The organism is Corynebacterium pilbarense, assembly GCF_026930265.1.
Classification (GTDB): domain Bacteria; phylum Actinomycetota; class Actinomycetes; order Mycobacteriales; family Mycobacteriaceae; genus Corynebacterium; species Corynebacterium pilbarense.
The window spans coordinates 312641-336888 of the sequence record NZ_JANRML010000002.1 but is presented as its reverse complement, the minus strand read 5'-3'; the positions used below and the strand labels follow the sequence as shown (position 1 = coordinate 336888).

25 protein-coding genes, 1 tRNA gene and 3 pseudogenes are annotated in these 24248 nt (G+C 65.9%); 20 read left to right on the top strand and 9 right to left on the bottom strand.

What is annotated here, in order from left to right:
- Positions 1 to 870: 870 nt before the first annotated feature.
- Positions 871 to 1533, bottom strand: a pseudogene (locus tag NUW87_RS03575) (IS256 family transposase); the annotation flags it as partial.
- 175 nt (positions 1534 to 1708) lie between these two features.
- On the opposite strand from NUW87_RS03575, the pseudogene NUW87_RS03570 reads away from it, so the two are divergent.
- Positions 1709 to 2458, top strand: a pseudogene (locus tag NUW87_RS03570) (IS1249 family transposase); the annotation flags it as partial.
- A 56-nt stretch (positions 2459 to 2514) separates the two neighbouring features.
- On the opposite strand, the gene NUW87_RS03565 reads toward NUW87_RS03570, so the two are convergent.
- Positions 2515 to 3753 carry an IS256 family transposase gene (locus NUW87_RS03565; protein ID WP_269027228.1) on the bottom strand — a complete coding sequence of 413 codons (1239 nt, stop codon included), beginning with the start codon at positions 3751 to 3753 and terminating at the stop codon, positions 2515 to 2517.
- 120 nt (positions 3754 to 3873) lie between these two features.
- On the opposite strand from NUW87_RS03565, the pseudogene NUW87_RS03560 reads away from it, so the two are divergent.
- Positions 3874 to 4146 (top strand): annotated as a pseudogene (locus NUW87_RS03560) (IS1249 family transposase); the annotation flags it as partial.
- A 117-nt stretch (positions 4147 to 4263) separates the two neighbouring features.
- On the opposite strand, the gene NUW87_RS03555 reads toward NUW87_RS03560, so the two are convergent.
- Positions 4264 to 4340 (bottom strand) — tRNA-Pro (locus NUW87_RS03555).
- Positions 4341 to 4424: 84 nt separating this feature from the next.
- Positions 4425 to 5321: a metallophosphoesterase gene (locus tag NUW87_RS03550; protein ID WP_269027227.1), complete on the bottom strand. Its 897-nt coding sequence runs from the start codon at positions 5319 to 5321 to the stop codon at positions 4425 to 4427.
- A 24-nt stretch (positions 5322 to 5345) separates the two neighbouring features.
- Between NUW87_RS03550 and NUW87_RS03545 the strand changes: the two genes are divergently transcribed.
- On the top strand, positions 5346 to 5795 hold the full coding sequence (locus tag NUW87_RS03545; protein WP_269027226.1) for a GatB/YqeY domain-containing protein: 450 nt from the start codon (positions 5346 to 5348) through the stop codon (positions 5793 to 5795).
- Here the strand turns inward: NUW87_RS03545 and NUW87_RS03540 are convergent.
- A complete protein-coding gene (locus NUW87_RS03540) occupies positions 5792 to 8236 on the bottom strand; it encodes a transglycosylase domain-containing protein (protein WP_269027225.1) in 2445 nt (814 codons plus the stop codon). The genes NUW87_RS03545 and NUW87_RS03540 overlap by 4 nt on opposite strands.
- Before the next feature lie 180 nt (positions 8237 to 8416).
- Between NUW87_RS03540 and NUW87_RS03535 the strand changes: the two genes are divergently transcribed.
- Genes NUW87_RS03535 through NUW87_RS03520 form a run of 4 tightly spaced genes read left to right on the top strand, consistent with a single transcriptional unit; the run spans position 8417 to position 10256 of the window.
- The gene (locus NUW87_RS03535) at positions 8417 to 8776 is read left to right on the top strand and encodes a WhiB family transcriptional regulator (protein ID WP_034996937.1); all 360 of its coding nucleotides are present in this window, start codon (positions 8417 to 8419) and stop codon (positions 8774 to 8776) included.
- A gap of 15 nt (positions 8777 to 8791) precedes the next feature.
- Positions 8792 to 8947, top strand: coding sequence for a Sp36 family protein (gene sp36, locus NUW87_RS03530; RefSeq protein WP_076590059.1), 156 nt, complete (start codon positions 8792 to 8794; stop codon positions 8945 to 8947).
- Positions 8948 to 9403 (top strand): RidA family protein, encoded by a 456-nt coding sequence (locus NUW87_RS03525; RefSeq protein WP_269027224.1) that lies wholly within the window; start codon positions 8948 to 8950, stop codon positions 9401 to 9403.
- Between the two features lie 40 nt (positions 9404 to 9443).
- Positions 9444 to 10256 carry an MBL fold metallo-hydrolase gene (locus tag NUW87_RS03520; RefSeq protein ID WP_063937803.1) on the top strand — a complete coding sequence of 271 codons (813 nt, stop codon included), beginning with the start codon at positions 9444 to 9446 and terminating at the stop codon, positions 10254 to 10256.
- 151 nt (positions 10257 to 10407) lie between these two features.
- Here NUW87_RS03520 and glxR read toward each other — a convergent pair whose 3' ends face one another.
- Positions 10408 to 11091 carry a CRP-like cAMP-activated global transcriptional regulator GlxR gene (gene glxR / locus NUW87_RS03515; protein ID WP_034996942.1) on the bottom strand — a complete coding sequence of 228 codons (684 nt, stop codon included), beginning with the start codon at positions 11089 to 11091 and terminating at the stop codon, positions 10408 to 10410.
- A gap of 264 nt (positions 11092 to 11355) precedes the next feature.
- Between glxR and nth the strand changes: the two genes are divergently transcribed.
- From nth to NUW87_RS03495, 4 genes are read left to right on the top strand one after another with little or no spacing between them, the layout of a single operon-like run.
- A complete protein-coding gene (gene nth, locus NUW87_RS03510) occupies positions 11356 to 12129 on the top strand; it encodes an endonuclease III (protein ID WP_269027223.1) in 774 nt (257 codons plus the stop codon).
- Positions 12126 to 12659, top strand: coding sequence for a TlpA family protein disulfide reductase (locus NUW87_RS03505; RefSeq protein ID WP_269027222.1), 534 nt, complete (start codon positions 12126 to 12128; stop codon positions 12657 to 12659). The genes nth and NUW87_RS03505 overlap by 4 nt, the downstream gene beginning before the upstream one ends.
- The gene (locus NUW87_RS03500; protein WP_034996947.1) at positions 12660 to 13358 is read left to right on the top strand and encodes an NUDIX hydrolase; all 699 of its coding nucleotides are present in this window, start codon (positions 12660 to 12662) and stop codon (positions 13356 to 13358) included.
- 10 nt (positions 13359 to 13368) lie between these two features.
- Positions 13369 to 14556, top strand: coding sequence for a MarP family serine protease (locus tag NUW87_RS03495; RefSeq protein WP_269027237.1), 1188 nt, complete (start codon positions 13369 to 13371; stop codon positions 14554 to 14556).
- Here NUW87_RS03495 and NUW87_RS03490 read toward each other — a convergent pair.
- Entirely contained in the window at positions 14546 to 15103 is a 558-nt protein-coding gene (locus NUW87_RS03490; RefSeq protein ID WP_063937799.1) for a phage holin family protein, read from the bottom strand. The genes NUW87_RS03495 and NUW87_RS03490 overlap by 11 nt on opposite strands.
- A 119-nt stretch (positions 15104 to 15222) precedes the next feature.
- Here NUW87_RS03490 and NUW87_RS03485 point away from each other — a divergent pair, with 119 nt between their 5' ends.
- Positions 15223 to 16245, top strand: a complete 1023-nt coding sequence (locus NUW87_RS03485; RefSeq protein WP_269027221.1) for an alpha/beta hydrolase — start codon at positions 15223 to 15225, stop codon at positions 16243 to 16245.
- Between the two features lie 10 nt (positions 16246 to 16255).
- On the opposite strand, the gene NUW87_RS03480 is transcribed toward NUW87_RS03485, so the two are convergent.
- Positions 16256 to 17071 carry an HAD family hydrolase gene (locus NUW87_RS03480; protein ID WP_269027220.1) on the bottom strand — a complete coding sequence of 272 codons (816 nt, stop codon included), beginning with the start codon at positions 17069 to 17071 and terminating at the stop codon, positions 16256 to 16258.
- Between the two features lie 179 nt (positions 17072 to 17250).
- On the opposite strand from NUW87_RS03480, the gene ssd reads away from it, so the two are divergent.
- From ssd to NUW87_RS03445, 7 genes are all read left to right on the top strand, one after another.
- On the top strand, positions 17251 to 18267 hold the full coding sequence (ssd, locus tag NUW87_RS03475) for a septum site-determining protein Ssd (RefSeq protein ID WP_269027219.1): 1017 nt from the start codon (positions 17251 to 17253) through the stop codon (positions 18265 to 18267).
- The gene (locus NUW87_RS03470) at positions 18268 to 19389 is read left to right on the top strand and encodes a TadA family conjugal transfer-associated ATPase (RefSeq protein WP_239217786.1); all 1122 of its coding nucleotides are present in this window, start codon (positions 18268 to 18270) and stop codon (positions 19387 to 19389) included.
- Positions 19386 to 20129 (top strand): type II secretion system F family protein, encoded by a 744-nt coding sequence (locus NUW87_RS03465; protein ID WP_269027218.1) that lies wholly within the window; start codon positions 19386 to 19388, stop codon positions 20127 to 20129. The genes NUW87_RS03470 and NUW87_RS03465 overlap by 4 nt, the downstream gene beginning before the upstream one ends.
- Complete coding sequence (locus NUW87_RS03460) at positions 20126 to 20674, top strand: type II secretion system F family protein (RefSeq protein ID WP_034996959.1); 549 nt, start codon at positions 20126 to 20128, stop codon at positions 20672 to 20674. The genes NUW87_RS03465 and NUW87_RS03460 overlap by 4 nt, the downstream gene beginning before the upstream one ends.
- A 76-nt stretch (positions 20675 to 20750) precedes the next feature.
- The gene (locus NUW87_RS03455) at positions 20751 to 20909 is read left to right on the top strand and encodes a DUF4244 domain-containing protein (protein WP_228496346.1); all 159 of its coding nucleotides are present in this window, start codon (positions 20751 to 20753) and stop codon (positions 20907 to 20909) included.
- Positions 20909 to 21178 carry a hypothetical protein gene (locus tag NUW87_RS03450; protein ID WP_269027217.1) on the top strand — a complete coding sequence of 90 codons (270 nt, stop codon included), beginning with the start codon at positions 20909 to 20911 and terminating at the stop codon, positions 21176 to 21178. The genes NUW87_RS03455 and NUW87_RS03450 overlap by 1 nt, the downstream gene beginning before the upstream one ends.
- Positions 21179 to 21493: an Rv3654c family TadE-like protein gene (locus NUW87_RS03445; protein ID WP_269027216.1), complete on the top strand. Its 315-nt coding sequence runs from the start codon at positions 21179 to 21181 to the stop codon at positions 21491 to 21493.
- Between the two features lie 12 nt (positions 21494 to 21505).
- On the opposite strand, the gene NUW87_RS03440 is transcribed toward NUW87_RS03445, so the two are convergent.
- A complete protein-coding gene (locus NUW87_RS03440; RefSeq protein WP_269027215.1) occupies positions 21506 to 23851 on the bottom strand; it encodes a DEAD/DEAH box helicase in 2346 nt (781 codons plus the stop codon).
- A gap of 180 nt (positions 23852 to 24031) precedes the next feature.
- Here NUW87_RS03440 and NUW87_RS03435 point away from each other — a divergent pair, with 180 nt between their 5' ends.
- On the top strand, positions 24032 to 24235 hold the full coding sequence (locus NUW87_RS03435) for a cold-shock protein (protein WP_034996968.1): 204 nt from the start codon (positions 24032 to 24034) through the stop codon (positions 24233 to 24235).
- Positions 24236 to 24248 lie beyond the last annotated feature (13 nt).

Genomic DNA, 24248 nt, shown 5'->3' with positions numbered 1-24248 from the left:
CTTCGGTGACACCGTAGTCATTATCGGTGAAACTCCTTCTAGATCAGAGCCTCACACACAAACTTCCTGACACCCTCGTCTCGTTTGTCTCGTATCGTCACCCTGGGTGACAAACGGGTGACAAGAATGTGCCATGAGACGGGCACGAAAGAAGCGAAGAAATCAGTCCACGTTGGACCTTGTGAGCATCCGGTCGGTCAGTTAAGTGCCCCGCGATGAGCTCGTCGCAGCATGCACGTTGACATCGAGCAAGAAGTTACTCAGTCATCCAGAACGCTTTCACCTTCTTAGGTTGATCCATGCCTACAGATAATCTTGGTCATGTTTCGGCTTCGTTGCAGCGTAAGCGAAAGCACAAATAAAGAGCCCTGCTGTAGCGGCAACTATAGCGCTATCGTTAATTCCATAAAGTAACAGCAACGTCGCCGAAGCTAGGTAACTGACGAAAGAAATAGCGAATAAAACCGCTCCCCAAATCGAGCGATCACTAACCAGCGGATGATTGGGACGGCGTCTGCATGCGGAATAGCTTGCAGTAGCCATGACCACTGAGGCGCTGAGAGTTATCAAAATTGGAAACCAAGAGCTAGCCAAAATTTGCACCTCCACTCTTCCAATGCCCTGGCAAAGGTACCGTAACAATTACGGAACAAATACGCTCCCCTTGTGGAACCAGCAACGTACCCGCGATTGGGACGGAGGCACGCAAGGTCTGGAACAAAGAACGTAGTCCTCGGGGAGCTCCCAAAGACCGCAGTGGGAGAAGGTGTTCGGTCAAGTCCTGGGAAGTGGTGTATTTGGCTTTCGGGTATGTGGTTAGTTTCGGGGGCGGGTGCTTGGGGCCGTCTCGGGGGCGGGGGTGGGTTAGCATTAGGCGGCGATCTTTTTGCTGTCGGTGGGAGTGTCGTCGACGAGGTTGGCAGCGATGATTTCCTTGGTCTGGGTCAGGCTGGTCAGCGACATGTAGCGTTTTTGCTGGATCCACTCATCGTGTTGTTCCACCAGGACGGCCCAGACCAGCCGGATGACGGCTTCACAGTTTGGGAAGATCCCGACGACGTCGGTGCGACGTCGGATTTCTCGGTTGAGCCGTTCGGTGGGGTTATTAGACCAGATCTTGGTTCATACCGGTTTCGGTGCAGTAGTAAAAAGCTAACAGCGCATCGGGTGATTCCTCCAGGTAGTCGGCCACATGAGGAAATTTTTGCCCGCAGAACTCTACAACCTCACGGGCCTGAGCACAGACGCTGTCAGCGTCGGGCTGCTGGAAGAGAGTGTGAAACATTGCCGATAGCGTCGGCCATTGTGTTTTCGGCACCTGCGAGTAGAGGTTCTTCGCGGATTGGGTCCGGCACCGTTGCCAACTCACCTGCGGTAAGCAGTGACCAACGGCTGCTTGGATACCAAGATGTGCATCACTGGTGACGAGGAAAACCCGGTCAGGCCACGGGCGATTCAGTCGCGGAAGAACCCAGTCCAAAAGGCAGTGGACTCAGCCGTGGCGACCTGCATGTCCAACAACTCCCGGTAGCCAGGTGACAAACAAGGGTTAAACGACAAAAAGTGTGTCTGGAATCGACGATTTTCAGGGTTTGACCTGTAGGTTTCAGGGAAATATATGCTTCGGGGGCATATATTTAGGTCTCGAGCGTTCAATCCGCGGTGTGGCTGCCGTGATGTGCTATGTGCGGCGTGGTGTGGTGTCGCAATGTCAAAGAACCAACCACGCTGCCACTGCGGCGGAGAAATGAAACGAAACGGCACCACTAGCAAAGGCACCACCAGGTGGCGCTGCAAACGATGCGGCGCCTCCAGCGTGAAACGCAGAAGCGACATCACCAACGCGGCGGCGTTCACCGTCTTCATCGACCACCTCACCACCGGCGCCAGCCTCGATACCGTTGCCCGCCGTGTGGGGTGCTCACCGCGCACGATGCAACGTCGATTCGAACCGTTCTGGTTCGTTGATGTGCCTGACCCCACCGCCGGCCACGACAAGCGGGTCTACGACCAGATCTTCCTTGACGGCACCTACACCGCTGGCGGCTGCTTGATCGTCGCGGCGACGATCGACCACGTGATTGCCTGGCACTGGTGCAAACACGAAACCACCCGCGACTACCAACTGCTGCTTGAGCGCATCGAAGCCCCACTCATCGCCGTCATCGACGGCGGCCAAGGCGCATACAGCGCGATCAAAAAGTGCTGGCCGACTACGAAAATTCAACGCTGCCTCGCCCACGCCCAACGCGTGGTACGCCGCTACACCACCAGTAACCCACGCACCGATGCCGGGCGCACCATCTACCGACTTGCGCTGAAGCTGACCCGGATCACCACGCTGGATGCAGCCGCTGCATGGGGTGCGCAGCTGCACGAGTTCTCCACGATCTACCGGTCATGGATGGACGAGAAAACCCTGGTCAAAGATCCCAAAACCGGTGCATGGGGTCAAGTCCCGTGTAGTGGTGTAGCCGTTTGTGCTTTCGGCTCGTTATGAAGTTGGGGGTTTGGTTAGGCGGTTAGCTGGTGAGGTTCGCCATGTTCACCTCCAGTTTGGTGCATGAGGTGTTTGGTGTGCTCGAGTGCGGATAGTGACATGTAGCGTTTTTGCTGGATCCAATCGTCGTGTTGCTCGGCAAGAACCGCGCCAACAAGCCGGATGATCGATTCACGGTTCGGGAAGATACCCACAACATCGGTGCGCCGGCGGATCTCCCGGTTTAACCGCTCGGTGGGGTTGTTTGACCACACCTTCGTCCAGACTGGTTTCGGCGCTGCGGTAAACGCCAACACCTCATCGAGCGACTCTTCTAGATAGGCCGCAACCTGCGGGAACTTCGGCTCCAACAAGTCGACGACTTCGCGGGCTTGTCCCCAGGTGGATTGAGCGTCGGGTTGCTGGAAGATCGTCTGGAACATCGCAGAGACCATCGGCCACTGTGTCTTCGGCACCTTTTCGTAGAGGTTCTTCGCAAAATGTGTCCGGCACCGCTGCCACGATGCATCAGGCAGCACCTCAGATATGGCGTGCTGGATGCCCTCATGAGCATCACTGGTGATAAGGAAGACCCCGCGAAGTCCGCGGGCTTTCAGATCTTGGAAGAAGCCTTTCCACGACGCGTTGGATTCCGCAGTGGCAACGTGCATGCCGAGCATTTCCCGGTAGCCGTCGGCGTTGACCCCGGTGGCAAGCAGCACTGAGCATTTGACCACCCGGCCGCCTTCACGGACTTTGATCGTGAGCGCGTCGCACGACAAGTAGGCGTACCCGCCGGGATCCAGGGGACGGTTTTTGAAATCGGCGACCATCTCGTCGAGTTCTTCCGACATGCGCGAGACTTGCGATTTCGACATGTTGGAAATCCCAAGGGTTGCCACCAGATCGTTCATTCGGCGGGTGGAGACCCCTTTGAGATAGCAGGTGGCAATCACGGTCGATAGTGCGCGTTCGGCCCGTGAGCGGCGCTCTAACAGCCAGTCCGGGAAGAATGCGCCGTGGCGCAGCTTCGGCACCGCCACATCGATGGTGCCGACCCTGGTGTCAAGGTCGCGGTGGCGGTACCCGTTGCGGTGGTTGACCCGCTCGGTGGAAGCAACGCCGTATTCGGCGCCGCAGACGGTGTCTGCCTGGGCGGAGAGGATCTGGTTGATAAACCCTTGCAGCATCTGGCGCATCAAATCAGGAGAGGCTTGAGCGAGCAGATCATCCAGATAGGTTGTCGGGTCGATAGAATGCGGTGCAGCGGTCATCGTCATGTGCCTTTCGGTGAGATGTGGTAGTTGAGTCGAAAGGTTACTGGCGGTGGCCGCCCCACTATTTTCAAGGGCCCACCATCAGCAATCGTTACACCACACTAAGGGACGCAACCGCTCAAACTGCTCGCCAGAACCCACCGGGGCAGATCAGGTGAACGACAACGCTGCATGCTGGATTGGTGGCTCTACTTAAAAACGGAACTGCCTGACGATCCAGTACGAATCGCCAGTCAGTCCGACTGGGGCCAGGGCCAACTCGCCAAAGTATCCACCCTGACCCGAAACGAGAACGAAGCCGACCACGAAACAGGACGACCAGCCCTCTACGACAACGCTATCGACACCAACTACACACACTCAATCGGCATCCAAAAAGGCCAAATCTAACCCCCACGACACGCTGAATCAGACACACTTTTTGTCGTTTAACCCACAAACAAAGCACAAAAGAAACGGGCCGAATCACTGCATTTGAAGTAAATGCAGGTCATCGACCCGTTGAGGTGGTCGGGATAACAGGATTTGAACCTGCGACCTCTTCGTCCCGAACGAAGCGCGCTACCAAGCTGCGCCATATCCCGGTTGTATCTGCAGGCTCTCGCCCGCGGTACTGGCAACACATTACCCCCGGGTGGCGATTCGGCCAAAACACCAGGTAGGTCGGCCTATTCTCCTCGCTCCACCACGCGGATCAGGCTCGCGGACGGCGGACAGAACAGCCGCACCGGCGCGTACTTGGACTGGCCCAGGCCATTGGAAACTTCCATCCACATCTTGCCGTACTTGTGCAGCCCGGACGCGCGCTCGCGGTCGATGTCGGCGTTGGTTACAATCGCGCGCTGACCGGGGAGGCAGATCTGCCCGCCATGGGTGTGGCCGGACAGGGCAAGCTGGTAGCCGTCGGTTTCAAATGAATCCAGCACCCTCCGGTACGGCGCGTGGAGCAGGCCAATGGACAGATCCGCGTCCCTGTTAGGCGCGCCTGCCACCTCGGAGTAGCGGTCCAGCTCGTGGTGGGGGTCGTCCACGCCCGCCAGCGCCAGGCGCACCCCGGACGCCTTGAATTCCAGCCGGGCGTGGGTGGCGTCTTGCCAGCCGCGCTCCACAAACGCGGCGCGCATGCCCTCCCACGGCAGATCCTCGTACGACGGCTCGCGCTTCGCCCCGGTCAGGTACTTCAACGGGTTGACCGGCCGCGGCGCCCAGTAGTCGTTGGTGCCGAACACGAACGCGCCCGGGCGGTTCAGCAGCGGGCCCAGGGCGTCGAGCACCCACGGCACGCCGCCGACATCCGACAGATTGTCGCCGGTGTTGATCACCAGGTCTGGCTCGAGCTCGTCCAGGCTGGAGACGAACTCCACCTTCTGCCTCTGTCCCGGGATCATGTGCAGGTCGGAGATGTGCAGCACCTTGAAAGCATCCCGCCCGTCCAACACACCCGGTGCGAGCAGGGGCAAGGTGTATTCGCGCAGCTGGAAATTGTTGCGTTGGGGGTACCCCCACGTCAGCGCGGCGGCGCCCGTCGATAGGCAAAGTGCTCCGATTCCCGTCAACTTCTTCACCCGCACCACTGTAATCTCGCATGCATGAGTGCACTGAAAGACCAGATCCGCGCAGACCTCAAGGAAGCCATGAAGGCGAAGGAAAAGGAGCGCACCGGCACCATCCGCATGCTGCTGGCCGCGATCCAGACCGCCGAGACCGAGGGCTCCAAGCACGAGGTGGATGACGCGGAGATTCAGAAGATCATCGCCCGTGAGGTCAAGAAGCGCCGCGAGTCCGCGGACATTTATAAAACCAACGGCCGCGACGACCTCGCGGACGCCGAGCTCGCGGAGGCGGGCATCCTCGAGGCGTACCAGCCGAAGCAGTTGGATGACCAGGAGCTTGCCAAGCTTATCGACGAAGCTATCGCCGAAACCGGCGCCGAATCCATGGCCCAGATGGGGCAGGTCATGAAGGCCGCCACGGCGAAGGCTGCAGGCCGCGCCGACGGCAAGCGCCTGTCCGAGGCCGTCAAGGCCCGCCTGAGCTAGTTCGGGGCTGCGTCGTTGCCGGCGTCGTTGCCGACGCCGAAAGCGTCGGCGATGGCATCGCGGGCGTCGTTGAGCGATTGCTCGAGCCCCTCGATGCCCGGCGGGGGAGCGGGGCTTGGCGAAGGCGGCGCGGTCGGCGACGTGGGCGCCGGCGAGGTGGTCGGCGGCGCGGTGGGACTAGCGCTGGTAGCGCCGGCGCCGTCAGAGATGTTGAGAGTCACCGTGGTATTCGCGCCGTCCTGAACCGCAGAGACCACCGTGCCAGCCGGCGCGCCGGCGCCGTAAACCGTGTTCAGCGTGACCACGTAGCCCTGCGCCTCAAGCTGGGACTTCGCGGCGGAGGAGTACTGGCCGACCACCGCGTCCAGCGCCCCGCGCTTGGTGCCGCGCACGTGCGCCGGGCTCGCAGGCGGCAAACCACCAGCCGCGGCACCCGGCACCCCGGCCGCAGCCTGGAACCAGGTGTCTGCGGCCTCGTTGCCGCCGAACAGGGTGCCGTACTGGCACTGGCGCACCGGCTGGGTGCAAAGCGGGGTGGACTGCACACCGTCGTTGTAGATGTACGGCGCCGCCGCCATGCCGCGGGTGAATCCCAAAAACGCGGTGGAGTGGTGGGACTCCGTCGTGCCCGTCTTCGCGGCCGTTTGGGCTGACCAGCCGTTGTTGCGGGCAGAAGCGGACGCGGTGCCGTCGATAATGTCCTTCGACATACCGTGCGACAGGGCGCCGGCGACCTCCGGGGATACTGCCTGTTCGCAGGCGGGACGGTCGATAAAGACTTGCTTGCCGTGCTGATCCAGCACTTCCTTGATCGGGTTCGGCTCGCACCAACGCCCACCCGAGGCCAAGGTGGCGCCCACGTTGGACAGCTCCAGCGCGTTCACCGCCAGCGGGCCCAAGGTAAAGGCGCCCATGTTCTCATCTTTTGCCGCCTGGGCGATGGAGCGGCCGTCGCCGAACGAGTTCTCGTCCGCGTACGAGCGCAAGCCCAGGCGCACCGCCAAGTCAACCACCGGCGTCACACCGGTTTTCTGGATCAGCTCCACAAACGTGGTGTTCGGCGACTGCGCCAGCGCATCCTGCAGCGTCATACGCGGGGCGTAAGTGCCGGCGTTTTCCACGCAGTAGGCACCCGGCGGGCAGTTGGCTGCGCCGCCGCCGCCCATGCCGTAAAGCACCGAGCGCACCGGCGTTTCCAGCATCGTGTTCAAACCGTAGCCCTGCTCCAGTGCCGCGGCGGCGGTGAAGATCTTGAACACTGAACCTGCGCCGGCACCTACCAGCGACACCGGCTGCGGCAGGATCGTCTGGCTCTGGTCCAGGTCCAGGCCGTAGAACCGTGAGGACGCCATGGCCATAATGTCGCGGGAATCAGCGCCGGGGCGGACGATGTTCATCACCTCGGCCACACCCGGGGCATAGGGGCTGACATTGTTGCGAACCGCGTTGTTGGCCACCTGCTGCACCGCCGGATCCAAGGTGGTGGTGATGGTGTAAGAGCCGTTGAGGATGGTCTCGGTGTCCAGCCCCTTGTCCTCCAGGTAGCGCAGGGCGTAGTCGCACATGAACCCCTTGTCGCCGGCGGCGATGCAGCCCTGTGGCAGCGTCTTCGGTCGCTCCAAGATGCCCAGTGGGGTGCCGGCCAGGCGGTCCGCTTCCGCCTGATCCATGTAGCCCTGGGCTGCCATGTTGTTCAAAACCACGTTGCGGCGCTGGGTGGCTCCCTCCGGGTTGGTGTACGGATTGAGCGCTTCCACGGACTGCAGGATGCCCACCAGGAGTGCCGCCTGTTCCGGCTTGAGGTCGCGGGCGGGGACGTCGAAGTACGTCAGCGCCGCCGCCTCGATGCCGAAGGCGTGATTGCCAAAGGAGACGAGATTGAGGTACCTGGTCAGCACCTCGTCCTTTTCCAGCGTCTTGTCCAGGTCGGAGGCCATGCGCATCTCGCGCAGCTTGCGCGGGATGGACTGCTCGGTGGCGGCGTTGGCCTCTTCCTCGTTTTCCGCGTCGATGAGCCAGAGGTAGTTCTTCACGTACTGCTGGTTGATCGTGGACGCGCCCTGCTCCACACCACCGGCGAGCACGTTGGTCACCATCGCGCGGGCGAAGCCTTGCATGTCCACGCCTTCGTGCTGGTAGAAGCGGCGGTCCTCCGTTGCCACCAGGGCGTCTTTGACGTGCTGGGAGATCCCGTCGCTGGCCACCTCGTAGCGGCGTTGCTTGAAAATCCAGGCCATGGGGGCGCCGGTGGCGTCGTTAATCGTGGTGACGCCGGGGACTTCGCCGTGCGTGAGGTCGGAGAGATTGGACTGCATCGTCTCGTCGGTGCGGGCGACGGCGGCGCCGCCCAGGCCTGCGACAGGAGCGAGGCACAGGGCAATAGCCAGCGCCGCAGCAACGAGCGCGGCCAGGAGGCTTCCTAGGGATTTCAGTGCGGACACGCCAATACCTTAAATGACTGGGCCTGTGCGTGGGAATATAAAAGACCCCCCGAAAATGTGATCCATTCGACAGCAAACTTTTTTATGTGATTACATTTACATGGGACCGGAGATATGCGGTCAGATGTGTAAAGCTGCGCCCAGGAGGCGGCGCAGGCGAACGAGAAAAGGAGCACGGCTATGAGCACGGCTTTGGGTAACAGGACGCAGCGAAACGCACAACGGACCACGTCCCGCAAGTGCGACGCATCCGGACATCTCGTTTTTGACCGGGGGGATTGGGTAACTCACGCACAGTGTCGCGGCAAGGACCCGGACGCCTTGTTCGTGCGCGGCGCGGAGCAGCGTAAGGCGGCCGCGATCTGCCGCGCGTGCCCGGTACTCACCGAGTGCCGAGCGGACGCGCTGGACAACAAGGTCGAGTTCGGTGTCTGGGGCGGGCTGACGGAGCGTCAGCGCCGCGCGGTGCTGCGGAAGAACCCGCACGTGACCGACTGGGCGGAGCACCTGTCCGCCGGCGGCGAAGTTGTCGGCCTGTAGGTAGTCTTGGGTGCCATGACGAAATGGGAGTACGCAACGGTTCCGTTGCTCACGCACGCCACCAAGCAAATTCTGGACACCTGGGGCGAGGACGGCTGGGAGCTCGTCTCCGTCGTTCCGGGCCCAACCCAGGACAACGTTGTCGCTTACATGAAGCGGGAGGTCGAGTAAATGTGGACTGACCGTCTGAAGGAACTGGGCATCGAGCTGCCCGCCGTCGCCGCGCCTGTGGCGGCGTACGTGCCCGCTGTCCAGGCCGGCAACCAGGTGTGGACGTCCGGCCAGCTGCCGTTTACCGACGGCAAGCTGCCCGCCACCGGCAAGGTCGGCGCGGAAGTCACCGAGGAGGCCGCCTACGGCTACGCCCGCCAGGCCGCGCTCAACGCTATCGCCGCGGTGGATGACCTCGTGTGCATCGACAACGTCGCGCGTGTGCTCAAGATCGTCGGCTTTGTCGCCTCTGACCCGGCGTTTACCGGCCAGCCCGCCGTGATCAACGGCGCCTCCGAGCTTTTGCAGGAGGTCTTCGGCGAGGCCGGCGCGCACGCCCGGTCCGCAGTGGGCGTGGCGGCGCTGCCGATGGACACGCCGGTCGAGGTCGAGCTCGTCGTCGAGCTGAAGAGCTAGAACTCCAATAAACGGCTGCTAAGCGGGTACGCTGGGGCACATGCAACATCCCGCTTACAGCCAACTGCGCCCTGTGACCGCCAACGCCGCGGTGGTCCTGGCGCCGAACCCCAGCTACGCGGCGCTCGAGGGGACCAACTCCTGGGTGATCAGGGGTGAGGGGGATCAGCGAAGCATCGTCGTTGATCCGGGCCCGGAGGACGAGGGCCACCTCAACGTCCTCCACTCCAAGGCGGGGGAGGTGGCGCTGATTTTGCTCACGCACCGCCACCACGATCACGCTGATGGCGCGGAGCGTTTCCGTCAGCTCACTGGTGCACCGGTTCGCTCGTTGGACCCGCAGTACAGCTCGGGGGCTGATCCGCTTGTCGACGGCGAAGTGGTCGCCGTCGACGGCATCACCCCACGCCTGAAGGTCGTGGCTACCCCGGGCCACACCAGCGATTCCGTGTGCTTCTACGTCTACCCGGGCGACCCGGACTCCACCGAGCTGGAGGGCATCATCACCGGTGACACCATCGCCGGCCGCCACACCACCATGATTTCGGAGACCGACGGCGACCTGGGCAAGTACCTGGATTCCCTGGAGCTTCTGGAAGAGCAGGGCAAGGACATCCCGCTGTTGCCGGGCCATGGCCCCGAGGGCGCGGACCTGTCGGCCTATGCCCGCAAGTACATCGACCGCCGCAACCAGCGCCTGGAGCAGATCCGCGAGGCGCTGAAGATCCACGGCGAAAACGCCGACATCAACACGCTGGTCGACGCGATCTACGACGACGTCGACCCGGTGCTTCGCGGCGCCGCTGAGCAGTCCACCCGCGTGGCCCTGCGCTACTTGAAGGCCGCGCCCTAGGGGCGCCCGTCGTAAAAGCTGACAGCGCTGATTTCCCACCTGGGGGTTTAGCGGTCGAATTCCGCCCGAGTGTCAGCTTTTACGACGGGGACAATCGACAAAGCTCCGGCCTCTCCCTTAAATGGAAAAGCCGGAGCTTTGTCGCTTCGTGCTAACGGGCGCGGCGGGCCAGGTGCTCGGTGTCGACGATGAGCACGCTCTTGCCCTCCAGGCGGATCCAGCCGCGGTGGGCGAAGGTGGCCAGTGCCTTGTTCACCGTCTCGCGGGAGGCGCCGACGAGCTGGGCGATTTCTTCCTGCGTCAGGTCGTGGTTGACGCGCAGCGCCCCGCCTTCGTGGGTGCCGAAGCGGTTGGCCAGCTGCAGCAGGGTCTTGGCCACGCGGCCGGGCACGTCGGTGAAGATGAGGTCCGCCAGCGAGGCGTTAGTGCGGCGCAGGCGGCGGGCCAGCACGCGCAGCAGCTGCTGGGAAATTTCCGGGTGGGTGTCAATCCAGGTGCGCAGCATGGTGGAGTCCATGGTGGCGCAGGTGACTTCGGTGACGCACACGGCGGAGGAGGTGCGCGGGCCCGGGTCGAAGATGGACAGCTCGCCGAACATGTCGGACGGGCCCATCACGGACAGCAGGTTCTCACGGCCGTCTGGGGCGTGGCGGGCGAGCTTAATTTTGCCGTCCACGATGATGTAGAGACGGTCGCCGGGCTCGCCTTCGTCGAAGATGGTGGTGCCCTTGGGGAAGGTCACCGTGTCCATCTCGTTGATCAGCGCGGCTACGGCTTCCGGGTCCACGCCCTGGAAAATGCCGGCGCGGGCGAGTGTGTCCTGTACACCTTCCATGAATCCTCCTCATTGCGGGACGGCCAGGGGTAGTGGTTACAGTCACTTTCGCGTAACTTTTTGGCAGCCGTCACAGTGCGTTTCGCACTTTACCACCCGTTTGCAGTCTTGGTCAGGTGGTTGGCCAAGTTGGTGTTAATCCACTACGCGCGCCTCGAGCCGCTCCATCGCCAGTGGGAACGCCCCGAGCACAAGCGGGACCAGCAGCACGAGGATCACATTCATAGGTGTCATTTTACGCCACGGGTAACTAGCATGTCCGTCATGTCCTCCACCTCTCCGAAGAAGCACCGCCGTCCTGGGGTGCACCCGGCGGCGAAGGGGGCGGAGACGGATTTAGGGCGCACCAGGAGGGCCCGCCGCATCAACCGCACGCTGGCGGAAACGTTCCCAAATGCGCACGCTGAGCTGGACTTTTCCAACCCGCTGGAGCTGCTGGTGGCAACGGTGCTCTCGGCGCAGACCACGGACGTGCGCGTCAACATGGTCACCCCGGCGTTGTTTGCCAAGTACCCCACCGCCGAAGCGTATGCAGAAGCGGATCAGGCGGAGGTGGAGGAGCTGATCCGCTCCACCGGTTTTTACCGCTCGAAGGCCAAAAATCTGATCGGCCTGGGACAGAAGCTTGTCACCGATTTCGGCGGGGAAGTGCCCACCAAACTGGAGGATCTCGTGTCGCTTCCGGGGGTGGGCCGCAAGACGGCGCACGTGGTGCGCGGCAACGCGTTCGGCATCCCGGGGTTGACGGTGGACACACACTTCCAACGGCTGGTGGGCCGCCTCATGCTCACGGATGAGACGGATCCGGTGAAGATCGAGCATGCCATCGCCGAGCTCCTCCAGCGTCGCGAGTGGACCATGTTCTCCCACCGCATCATCTTCCACGGCCGCCGCATCTGTCACGCCCGCAAACCGGCGTGCGGCGTGTGCCCGATCGCGTTCGACTGCCCCAGCTTTGGCGCCGGCCCGGTGGCCCCGGAGGCAGCCGCGGGCCTGGTCACGGGCCCGGAGCGCGAGCATATTTTGGGGCTTGTATGAAGCGCGCGATCTGGGTGAGTGTTGCGGTCATCGCGGCGGCCACGGTGCTGCTCGTGTTCGGGGTGCGCAGTTTGCTTATGGACGATCAACCTCCGGGGGAACCTGTGGCCGTCGACAAGCAAGTGCCTCAACGGCCCGACTGCCCGGCTGGGCTGGACCTGCCGTGCCTGGGCGGGGACGTGGCCGGCGAAGCCAAGGAGATCACCGTGGTCAACGTATGGGCCTGGTGGTGCGACCCGTGCCGCGCGGAGCTGCCGGCGGTAGAGGAGTTCGCGCGGACGCACCCGGAGTACACCGTGGTGGGCGTGCACGCGGACCGAAACGCCGGCAACGGCGCGGCGCTGCTGGAGGATCTCGGCGTGAGCCTGCCCAGCTACCAGGACGACTCAGGCGCCTTCGCCGCGGCGCAGGGGCTGCCGCCAGTGGTGCCGGTGACGGTGGTGCTGCGCGGCGGAGAGCAGGTGGCGGTGTTTGCCAGGGAATTCACCTCGGCCGAAGAGCTCGCCGAGGCGGTCGAGGGGGCCGTGTAAGTGGACGTGCCGCTGCGCCCGGACCGCGCGCCCAGGTGGCTCGTGCCGCTGCTTGAGGCCATCGCGGATGGCGGGGCAGAGATCCCGCGCAGGCTCCTATCGCCGCGCGTGCCGCAAAAAGACGGCGCAGATCAAGCCGCGGTGCTGATCCTGTTCGCCGGCGACCCGCGCGCCACCGAGCTGCCGGAAGACGCGCGGGTGCTGATTACCCACCGTACCCCGCGCATGCGCAGCCACTCCGGGCAGATGGCGTTTCCTGGCGGCCACATCGACGCCGCGGACGGCGGGCCGGTTGGCGCCGCGCTGCGTGAAGCGTGGGAGGAAACCGGCCTGGACCCGGACCGGGTGATCCCGCTGGCCATGCTCGACGCGGCCACCACCGGCGGCAGCAACCGCCGTGTGCGCCCCGTGGTGGCGTTCACCCCGGAGCCGGGCGAGGTCTACCCGGCCAGCGAGGAGGAGACCGACGCGGTGTTTTTCGTGCCGGTTCGCGAGCTAGTGGATCCGCGAAACCGGGCGATGCTGGGCATCAAGGAGTGGTCGGGGCCCGCGTTTTGGGCGGGCGAGTTTCTGGTGTGGGGCTTTACCGGGGTGCTGCTCGCCGTGGTGCTGAAGCTGGGCGGCTGGGTGCGGCCCTGGGACGAAAAGCCCGGCGACTTGCGGGCTGCGCTGGCGCGCTCTGCCAACCGTGAGCGGTAACATCACCGAAATGCACCTGGTTATCGACGTCCTGCTCGCGCTCGCCGTCGTCGCCGCCTTTATCAGCGGCTGGCGTCAGGGGGCGCTGTCCGCGGTGCTTTCTGCTGTTGGCGTTGTGGCGGGCCTGGTCATCGGTCTTGCGTTGGCGCCGTTCACGCTGGACCTGTCGGAATCCCAGACGGTGCGCATCGTCCTGCTCATCGCCCTGGTCGTGCTGTTTGTGGGGCTGGGAAACCTGGTCGGCGTCACCGTCGGCGGGAACCTGCGCGGGCGCGTGCGTTCGAAGGGTCGCCGCACGCTGGATTCCGCGCTCGGCGCGACGTTCCAGTCGGTGGCGGTGGCGGCGGTGCTGTGGTTCATCTCCATCCCGCTGGCAGCTTCGGTGCCGGGCGAGATCGGCGACGGCATCCGCTCTTCCCGCGTCTTCGGCACCATCGACGCCGCCGCCCCCGAGGCGGCCTCGAAGCTGCCGGCGAGGTTCGCCGCGCTTCTCGACGAATCCGGGCTACCGCCTTTGGTCTCGCCCTTCCAATCGCCGGGCGGGGCGCAGGTGGCGGCGCCGGATGAGTCTGTGGTGGCCCCGGGGGTCGTGGAGAAGCTGCGCCCAAGCGTGGTGCACGTGATGGGTGATGCGGAAACCTGCCGGCGGCGCCTCATGGGCACCGGTTTTGTCATCGAGGACGGCTACGTGCTCACCAACGCGCACGTGGTGGCCGGCACCGAGCGGGTGGCCCTGGACACCGTGGTGGGAGTCAAGCCCGCGCAGGTGGTGCTGTTCGACCCCGACACCGACATTGCGGTGCTGCGCGCCGAGGCGCTGGGTCTTCCGGAGCTGCAGTGGGCGGACGACGAGCTAGCAGTGGGCGATGACGCCGTGGTGATGGGCCACCCCCGCTCCGGCCCGTTTGAGGCGGCGCCGGTGCGCATCCGCGGCAAGCTGGACATCGCAGGCCCGGACATCTACACCACCGGGCGCGTGGAGCGCGAGGCGTACACCATCCGCGGCAACATCCGCCAGGGCAACTCCGGCGGGCCGCTGCTCACTGCGGACGGTGAGGTCGCGGGCATGATCTTCGGGGCGTCGCTGGACACCTCAGAAACGGGATACGCGCTGACTGCACACCAAGTGCAGCAGCGCGTAGGGGATGTGCGGAGCTTAACGCGCCCCGCGGATACGCAAGCGTGCGTTAGCGGTTAACGGCGGTGGAGCCAGTGCGCGGCAAAGAGGAGCCGGTGCCGGTGGAGGTGTAAAGACCAGCCTCGTCCTTTGCCAGGTTCTTCTGTGCCTGGCCCGGCTTGAGGTTCTTCAGCTCGTTGACAGACTCGATGGTCTTCTCCGGCGCCTTGATCTTCTTGACCTTCTTGAAGCCGATGAAAGCGAGCAGGCCCGCCAGCGCCAGCATGGCCAGGAAAACGATCAGGAACGCCCAGCCGCGGTGCATCCAGGACGCGAGCATCTCCGCGATGGCGAAGAAGAGGAAGAAGGTGGAGTACAGCGCGATCACGCCGGCCGCGGCGAACAGGCCGCCGCCCATCGCGCCCTTCTTCACCTCGCCGACAACCTCGGCCTTGGCCAGCTCGATCTCGCCGCGGACCAGGGTGGAGACCTGCTGGGACGCGTTGGACATCAGGGTGCCGATGGAGTCGTTGCCCGGCTGGGTGGCGTAGGTGTCGCGCAGCGGGATGGAGTCCACCTTGGCGTTCACGGCGGTGGAGCCGCTGGTGTAGAGGCCTTCGTTGCTCACTTGTAGTTCACCTTCCTGGGTGGCTTATACACGGCACCCGGGAAGGTGCCTGGAAACTCTTCACACGATGTTAGCGATGTATGGAGGCATTTGCCCGAATCGGGGTATAAATGTAGAGCATGAGGGCGCTGAGACGTATTGGCAAAGTGGCGGCGTGGTGCGTTGCCGTGGTTGTGGCGCTGGGGCTGGTGGTCGCTGGCCTGCGCGCGTACAACGCGAACAAGTACCCGATCGCGCAGATGGAAGCCTCGGGCGGAGCAAGCGGGGAGGAGTACCCGGAAAACGATCGGGTGCGCAAGATCTCCGGCGAGTACCTCAACGGCTTCCACTTCCTGCCCGCCGAGGGCGCGGAGGCGCGCCGCGGCGTGGTGGTGGTCTACGGCGGGTCCGAGGGCTCGCCGGACTACGCCCGGGCCGAAACGCTGGCCCAGGACGGCTACGAAGTGCTCAGCCTGTACTTCTTCGGCCAGGACAACCAGCGCCCGACGCTGGCCGAGGTGCCCCTGGAGCAGTTCGACGAGGTCACTGATTACATCCGCGAGCATGTCGCGGATCCATCGCCGGTGACGGTCATGGGTACCTCCAAGGGTGCAGAATTTGCAGCGCTGCTGGCCGCCAACGGGTTCGCGGTGGATAACCTTGTCGGGTTCGTGCCCGCGCACTTCTCCTACAGCGGACTGGATTTCTCCTCGGGCCAGGACCTGCCGTCGTTCACCCTGCGCGGCGAGGCAGTGCCGTTCGCCTCCTCCTGGCAGTCCGGCGTGCTCACCGGGCTGAAGATGTTCGGGCGGATGATTGCGGCATACCCCGCGTCCTACCGGCCAACTTACGAGGGGGCGGCAGGATCGGCGGGCGACGATGCCCGGATTGATCTCGGCGGCTTCGACGGCAACGCCGTATTCTTCGGCGCGGGTGACGACCAGATGTGGCAGTCCGACGTCGCTGCGCGTGCGCTAGCGGAGCAGTCCCCGCGCGCCGAAGCGCACGTCTACGACGATGCGGGCCACATCTTCTTCGAGGATTCTGAGGCTCAGGAAAACGGCTGGCAGATCATGTTCGGCGGCACGCAGGAGGCCAACCGGCGCGCCCACGACGAGTCCTGGCAGGTGCTGCGCGAGCGCCTCGCCGAGTGGCACGGTTAGTCGAGGCTGCTTACGCCGAGCGTTCGTCGTCCTTGCCGCCACCCATGGCCCGGGCGATGAAGACGCCGGCAACGGCCAGCGCGGTCACGCCCGCGATCACGCCGGCGCCGATGCCCACCTCGCGTGCGTTCGGCATCTGGAACAACGGCTCCGGGTTTTTGAAGGTGCGGGCCTGCCAGCCGTTGGCCAGTGCGTGCTTCTTCAGCGCCCGGTCCGGGTTCACGGCCACCGGGTTGCCCACCAGCTCCAGCATGGGGATGTCGGTGGCGGAGTCGGAGTACGCGTAGCTGTTGTCCAGGTCGAAGTCGTGCTCGGCGGCGAACTGGCGCACCGCCTCGGCCTTCGCGTCGCCTTTGAGGTAGCGGGTGATCTCGCCGGTGAGCTTGCCGTTTTCAACAGCCATTTCGGTGGCCACCACGGTGTCCACACCGAGTTCTTCGGCGATCGGCTCCACCAGGATTTTCGCGGAGGCGGAGATGATGATGACGTGGTGGCCGGCGGCGACGTGGTCGTCGATAAGCTGGCGCGCCTCGGCGTAGATGGCGGGGGCGACGACCTCGCGCAGGGTGTCGCGGGTGATGCGCTGGATGTCCTTGACGTCCCAGCCGGCGACCATCTGCGCCAGCGCGTCGCGGGTGGAGTCCATCCTCTCGCTGGACTGTCCCACCAGCATGTACTGCGCTTTGGTGATGTAGAGCTCCCAGGCTTCCTGGCGGGTGATCATCCCGTTGTTCAGGAATTCTTTGCCGAAGGCGAACGCGGACGACGTCGCAATGATCGTCTTGTCCAGGTCGAAGAAGGCCGCCACCGGCGTGTTAGCAGACATACTCCTGCAGTGTAGACCCCAATCCCTACGGCTGCGTAGCTACGCGCTGAGAAACCAGTGTGATGTGTGGTGCGACTTATCCACAGGGAAATTGTTGAAGCGTCCGCAAATGGGGCGGGTTATCCACAGAAAAAATTTTGCCCATTGTTTCCGGGTTGTCGCGGTTGCACGCTACCGCCATGACACACACGAACACAGGCCCCATCGTCGTCGCGGTCGCGGACCCGGCGCTGCACTCCGAAGCCATCCATATCGCCGCCGCCACAGGCCGCAAGGTCATCGACGCCGCCGACGACACCCAGCTCGCCCGCCACGCACCCAAGGCGCATGCCTTGCTTATCGACGACCTCCGGGCCCCCTCCCTACACCCCCAACCACGGGGACCGAACGTGTTCACCGTGGTGGCGGACACCGCCCCGGCCGCGACGCGCGAGGACGTCTTTGCCCTGCCTGCGCAGGCCGCGGACGTGCTGCGCAGCATCGGCGCGCTGGCGCTGGCACCGGCGGCGCACACGGCGCGCGGCAAGGTGGTCGCCGTCCTCGGCGCGTGCGGCGGGTCTGGCGCCTCGGTGCTTTCCGCGGTGCTGTGCCGCGTGGCCGGCGACGCCACGTTGATCGACGCCCACCAGTTCTCCGGCGGACTCGACCTGCTGCTGGGCCTGGAGGCCACGCCCGGCGCGCGCTGGGGCGACATCGATTTCACCGCCGGCGGGGCGGTCTCGCGCGCGGAGATGCGCGGGGCGCTGCCCGCCACCGAGGACGACACCGCCCTGTTGACGTTTCCGCGCACAACCGTGGCGGATCCCTTCCGGCTCTCGCCAGAGGAGCTCAACGCGGTGGTCCATGCCGCCGGCACCGAGGGCCTGACAGCGGTGGATACGCCGCTTGCGCTGCTGCCGGACCGGTGCGACCTCGCCGTGGTGGTGCTGCGCCCGGAGCTGCGCGCCGCCGCTGCCGCCGCCCGGATCGTCGCCGAGTGCAACGCTGCCGGGGTGGCCAACGCGCTGCTGCTGCGCCAGAGTTCGTGGGCGTCGCTGGAGCCGGCACAAGTGGAGGACACGGCGAAAGCGCCCGTGATCGCGCAGGTGCAGCAGATCCGGGGGCTGACCAAGCAGCTGGACCAGTCCGGCCTGCCGGCGAAGCTGCCGCGCACGCTGAACCGCGCCGCTGAGGCTGTGCTGGGGGAGGTGGCCTAAATGGACGACGTGCTCGCCCGCGTGAAGCGCCGCCTGGCCGATGAGCCGGCCCAGCCCGACCCGGCGCGCATCGCCGCGATCATCCGCGAGGAAGCGGTGGTGATCAGCGACATCGGGGTGTTAGACATCATGCGCAAGCTTCGCGACGACACCACGGGCGCCGGGCCGTTGGAAGCCATCCTGGCGGACCCGGCCGTGACCGATATCTGCGTCAACGCCCCGAACGAGGTGTACGTGGACACCGGGCAGGGGTTGGAGCGGACGAGCCTGACGTTCGACTCGGAAGCCTCCGTGCGCCGCCTCGCCACCCGCCTGGCCGTCAGTTGCGGGCGCAGGTTGGACGACGCGCAGCCGTTCTGCGACGGGCACGTCACCCGCGACGACGGCACCCTGCTGCGCTTCCACGCCGTGCTCGCACCGACCGCCCAGGCGGGCACTTGCATCTCCCTGCGCGTGCTGCGCACCGCTTCGGCCACGCTGGACGACTTGGTGGCGCGCGGCGCTCTCGACGATGAGAGGGCGGCGCTGGTGCGGGGGATCGTCGCTAAGCGAAAGGCGTTCGTGGTCGTCGGCGGCACCGGCTCCGGCAAGACCACGCTGCTGTCCGCCCTGCTCGCGGAGGCGGATCCGGCCGAGCGCATCGTGGCCATCGAAGACACACTCGAGCTAACGCCGGACCATCCGCACGTGGTGAACCTGACCAGCCGCGGCGCCAACGCCGACGGCGCTGGCGCGATCACGATCGCGGACCTGGTGCGCCAATCGCTGCGCATGCGCCCGGACCGCATCGTCGTCGGCGAGATCCGCGGCGGGGAAGTGGTGGACCTGCTCGCCGCGCTCAACACCGGACACGACGGCGGCGCCGGCACCCTGCACGCCAACTCCATCGAGGAGGTGCCCGCCCGCTTCGAGGCGCTCGCCGCACTCGGCGGGATGGACCGCGCCGGGCTGCACACCCAGCTCGCCGCCGCCATCGACGTGGTACTGGTGGTCAAACGGCGCACCGACGGCACCCGCTACCTCCAGCAGATCGGTGTGCTCGAGGGCGAGCCGGTGCGCGCGAAGGTGGTCTGGGACGCCGAGCGCGGCGAACTGGACGGCTACGAGGAGCTGGCCCGATGATCACCGTGGTGCTCCTCGCCTGCGCTGTCGCCGTCGCCGCGCCATCGCCCGTGTACCGGGTGGTTGAGCGCACCCTGCGGCCCGCGCCTCGGCTCATCCCGGCCACTGTGGTACTCGCGAGTGGCTTCGCGGTGGTGCTCGGTCGAGTCAGCCTGGTGGTCGCCGCAGCCATGGCCGGCGCGACACTGGTGCACGTGCTGCGCGCCCGCCGCGACGACAGCACCGCCCGGCGGCGCAGCGAGGCGGCCGCGACGTACCTCGGGGCGGTGTCCACCAACCTGCAGGCCGGTGCCGCTATGCCGGACGCGCTCGCGCGTGCCGCCGAGCAGGTGCCGTCGCCGTTGCAGCAAGAAGCAGCCCGTTTAACGCAGCTTGCCCGCTCCGGCGCGACGCTGGAGACCCAGGTGCCGGAGCTTGAGCGCCTCGGCACGCTGTGGGCCCTGTCGGTCTCGCGCGGGGTGCCGCTGGCGAAGCTGGTCGCCGCACTTCGCGACGACATCGACCACGCCAACCGCCACCGCGACGCCACCCGCGCAGCCCTCGCCGGTCCGCAGACCACCGCCGTGGTGCTGGCGCTGCTGCCGATTGCCGGTGTGCTCATGGGCACCGCGATGGGTGCGAAACCGCTGGCGTTTCTCACCGGCAGCGGGCTCGGTGGGGTGCTGCTGGTTGTCGGCACCGCGCTGGTGTGCGCCGGGGTTACGGTCTCGCGCCGCATCATCGAGGGGGCCAGCGCATGATCGGCCTTGTTCCTGCACTGCTTGTCGCAGCGGCACTGTGCGTGGCACCAGCCGGGCCTGGCAGCCGGGTCACCGCAACCACGCCGAAGGCGCCCCGTGACGGCCCCACAGGGGCCGATCCGGAGCGCTGCGCCAGCGACATCGAACTGTTCGCGGCATGCGTCTCAGCGGGCCTGCCCGCCGCCACCGCGGCAGCTGCCGTCGCCGACACCCACGGCGAGCGCAGCCCGTGGCACACCGTGGCCTCGCTGACGGCGCTGGGGGTTGAACCCCAGCGCGCCTGGGCCGAGATCCGCCACCTGCCAGGCGGCGAGGATCTCGCCGGGCTTGTTGCCCTATCCGCCACCTCCGGAACCTCGCTGGCCGCAGGCTGCGGGCGCATCGCCGCCCAGCTGCGCGCGGGCGCGGGGGACCGGGCCAAAGCCAAAGCGGAACGCGCGGGCGTGCTCATCGCCATCCCGCTGACCGCGTTTTTCCTGCCGGCGTTTTTCGTCCTCGGGCTCGCGCCCGCGGTGATCAGCCTCGGTACCTCACTGATCAACTAGAAGGAGTTTTCCTATGCACCATCTCAATTCCGCACTCACCACCGCATACCTGTACGCTGCCTCCAGAGCCCAGAAAATGCGCTCTGACCAGGGCATGTCGACCATCGAGTACGCCTTTGGCAGCCTCGCGGCCGCGGCCCTCGCCGGCGTGCTGTACCTCGTGGTCAACGGCGACGCCGTCACCAACGCCATCGAAAGCGTCATCACCGACGCGCTGAGCAACACGCCGGGCTAATGAGCACCATCGAAACCGCGCTGTCGCTGTCGGCTCTCGTGGTGGTCACCGCCGCGATCGTGGGCGGGATCGCAACCGTTGCCGCCTACATCACGGCCGTGGACATCGCAGGTGCCGCCGCCCGCGCCCACGCCCTGGGGGTGGACTACGCCGCGCCCTGCGGCGAGGTCGCCGTCACCGAAAACGCGGGCCTGGCCACCGCAGCGGCCTCGGTTCCGGCGCCGATCGGCACCATGCGCGCCACCGCCGTGTTCCCCGTGGAGTTCTAGATGCGTCTGCTTTCTAGCGACGGCTCCGCCACCGTCACCGCCACCGGCATCATCACCTCCGTGGTCTCGCTCGCGCTGGCGGTGGTGGCGTTCGGGGTGCACGTGTCTGACACGCACCGGGCCCGCGTTGCCGCGGACCTCGCCGCGGCGGCCGGGGCGACCGCGATGTATCGCGGCGCCGACGCCTGCGCCAACGCCGATCGCACCGCGCAGCTCAACGGCGCGCGAGTGGTGTCCTGCGAGGTCACCGCAGGCGACGTCGTGGTGGCAGCCACCCGCCGCCGGGCGGAGGCCGCCGCCCGCGCCGGGCCGTAACCTACACTCCGCCTAGCGCGGTGCCCCGCCCGCCGTCATGGTCACAAGCGCGCCGAGCAGCTTTAACGCGGCGCGTTTGTCCAGCGGCTGGTTGCCGTTGCCGCACTTCGGCGACTGCACACACGACGGGCAGCCGTCCTCGCAGCCGCAGGAGCGCACGGTCTCCCAGGTCGCCTCGATCCACTCGTGGAAGCGGGCGAAGCCCTCGTCGGCGAAGCCCGCGCCGCCGGGGTGGCCGTCGTAGACGAAGACGGTGGGCAGCGTCGTGTCTGGGTGCAGCGCGGTGGACACGCCGCCGATGTCCCACCGGTCGCACGTGGCCAGAAGCGGCAAAAGCCCGATCGCGGCGTGCTCGGCGGCGTGCAGGGCACCGGGGATCTCGCCGGCGGTGATGCCCAGCTCGTCTAACACCAGCGGGTCGATCGTGTACGCCACCGCCCGGGTGACCAGGCGCTGCTCGGGTAGGTCGAGGGGGATGTGTTCGCTGACGGTGCCGTCGGAAAGCCGCACCACGTACCCGGTGACGCGGTCGATGACCTCCACGTCCACGCTGGCCACCCACAGCCCCGGCGCGGGATTGACCAGCTCGTGGGGCTTGCCCAGGATCGTGATGTCCGTGGTCGAGCGCGCCTGCGTGGAATAGTCCGGCCGCTCCGGCGCCACCAACGCGACGTAGTCGTCCAGATCCAGCGCTTGGACCACGAAGTACTCGCCCTGGTGGATGTAGACCGCCCCGTCGTGCACCTGGCTCATCGCGCGCGCCGCATCCACGGTGCCGAGCAGGCGCCCGTCGGTGACATCCACGATCATCACCTGCTCACCAACACCGCCACGCAACGACACTGAGGCGTGCGCCGACTCCGGCGTGACCTCGCCGTCCAGCTGCGGCACCGCGAACCAGCCGGCCGGCCGGCGGCGCAAAAGGCCCGCCGTGGTCAGATCATCCACCACGTCGCGCGCACCGAACGCCTCCACGTCGGCCTCGCTCAACGGCCGCTCCACCGCCGCGCAGTACACGTGCCCGCGCAAAATGAACGGGTTGGTGGGGTCGAACACGGAATTTTCCACCGACGTGCCCAACAGCGCGTCGGGGTGGTGGACCAGGTAGGTGTCCATCGGCTCGTCGCGGGCCACCAGCACCGCCACCGAGCTTTGCCCGCGCCGGCCCGCGCGCCCGGCCTGCTGGCGAAACGACGCCACCGTGCCCGGAAACCCCGCCATCACCACCGCGTCCAGACCGCCGACGTCGATGCCCAGCTCCAGCGCGTTCGTGGACGCCACCCCGAGTAGCTCGCCGGAGTCCAGGCGGCGCTCCAGCTCGCGGCGGTCCTCCGCTAAATACCCCGCCCGGTAGGGCGCGACGCGCTCGGCCACATCCGCCCGGCCCGCCACCGACAGGTGCTCCTGGGTGCGCATCGCCACCGTCTCCGCGGCGCGCCGGGACCGCACGAACGTCAGCGTCCGCGCGCCCTGCAGCAGCAGTTCCGCGGACACCGAAGCGGCCTCCGTGGTGGCGGGGTAGCGCACCGGCGCGCCACCTTCGCCTTCCGCCCCTTCGATGAAGCCGGGCTCCCACAACACGATGGTGCGCTCGCCAGCCGGGGCGGCGTCGTCGGTTATGGCCACCGCCTCGCGGCCGCTCAACCGGCGAGCCTGCCCCGCCGGGTCCGCCGCGGTGGCGGAGGCGTAAATCACCGTCGGCGACGCACCGTAGGCGGCCGCGATGCGCAACAGCCGCCGCAGCACCAGCGCCACATTCGCGCCGAAGACACCCCGGTAGGAGTGGCACTCGTCCACCACCACGTACTTCAAATGCCGCAGCACCCGCGCCCACCGCGCGTGCGAACCCAACACAGACGCGTGCAGCATGTCCGGGTTGGTGAACACGTAGCGCGTGTGCTCCCTAATGCCCGCGCGCGATTCTGCGGGCGTGTCCCCGTCGTAAGGTGCCGGGTGGATGCCCTCCAGCCCCGCGGCCTGCACCATCCGCAGCGTGGCCTGCAGCTGATCCGAACCCAGCGCCTTCGTCGGCGTCACATATACCGCGCACGCCGTCGGATCCTGCGCCAACGTGGTCAGCACCGGCAGCTGGTAGCCCAACGACTTGCCGGAAGACGTCCCCGTCGCCACCACCACATCGTCTCCGCGCCACGCATGTTCTGCGCACTGGGCTTGGTGGAGGTAGGGGGAGGCGAAGCCTTCGTCGATAAGCAATTGCTTCAAACGCGGCTCCACCCACTCCGGCCACTCGCTGTACCGGGCGTGACGTGCGGGAACGTGCTCGACATGCGTGATCGTCGCCGCAGGATGGCGGCGCTTCAGCGCGCCGAGCAGCTCAGTACCGAACGGGGAAACCATAATCACAGGGAAGTATGCCAGTTCCCAGTGCTAAGGCCCGCACTTCATGGCACACTAGGTGGCGGTCACAGATTTTGTGTGCGCCCGAAGCGGTGCTCGCGAGGATTGTGCACGCGGGCACCAGGACCCGTTAGGCCCTGGTGGACGACATCTCTACGCAAATTTTTGAAAGGTTTCACCATGGCAACCGGTACCGTGAAGTGGTTCAACGCCGAAAAGGGCTTCGGCTTCATCGCCCCGGACGACGGCTCCTCCGACGTCTTCGTCCACTACTCCGAAATCCAGGGCTCCGGCTTCCGCACCCTGGAAGAAAACCAGCAGGTCGAGTTCGAGGTCGGCGAGGGCGCTAAGGGCCCGCAGGCACAGCAGGTGCGCGCGCTCTAAGCACTCCTTGCTT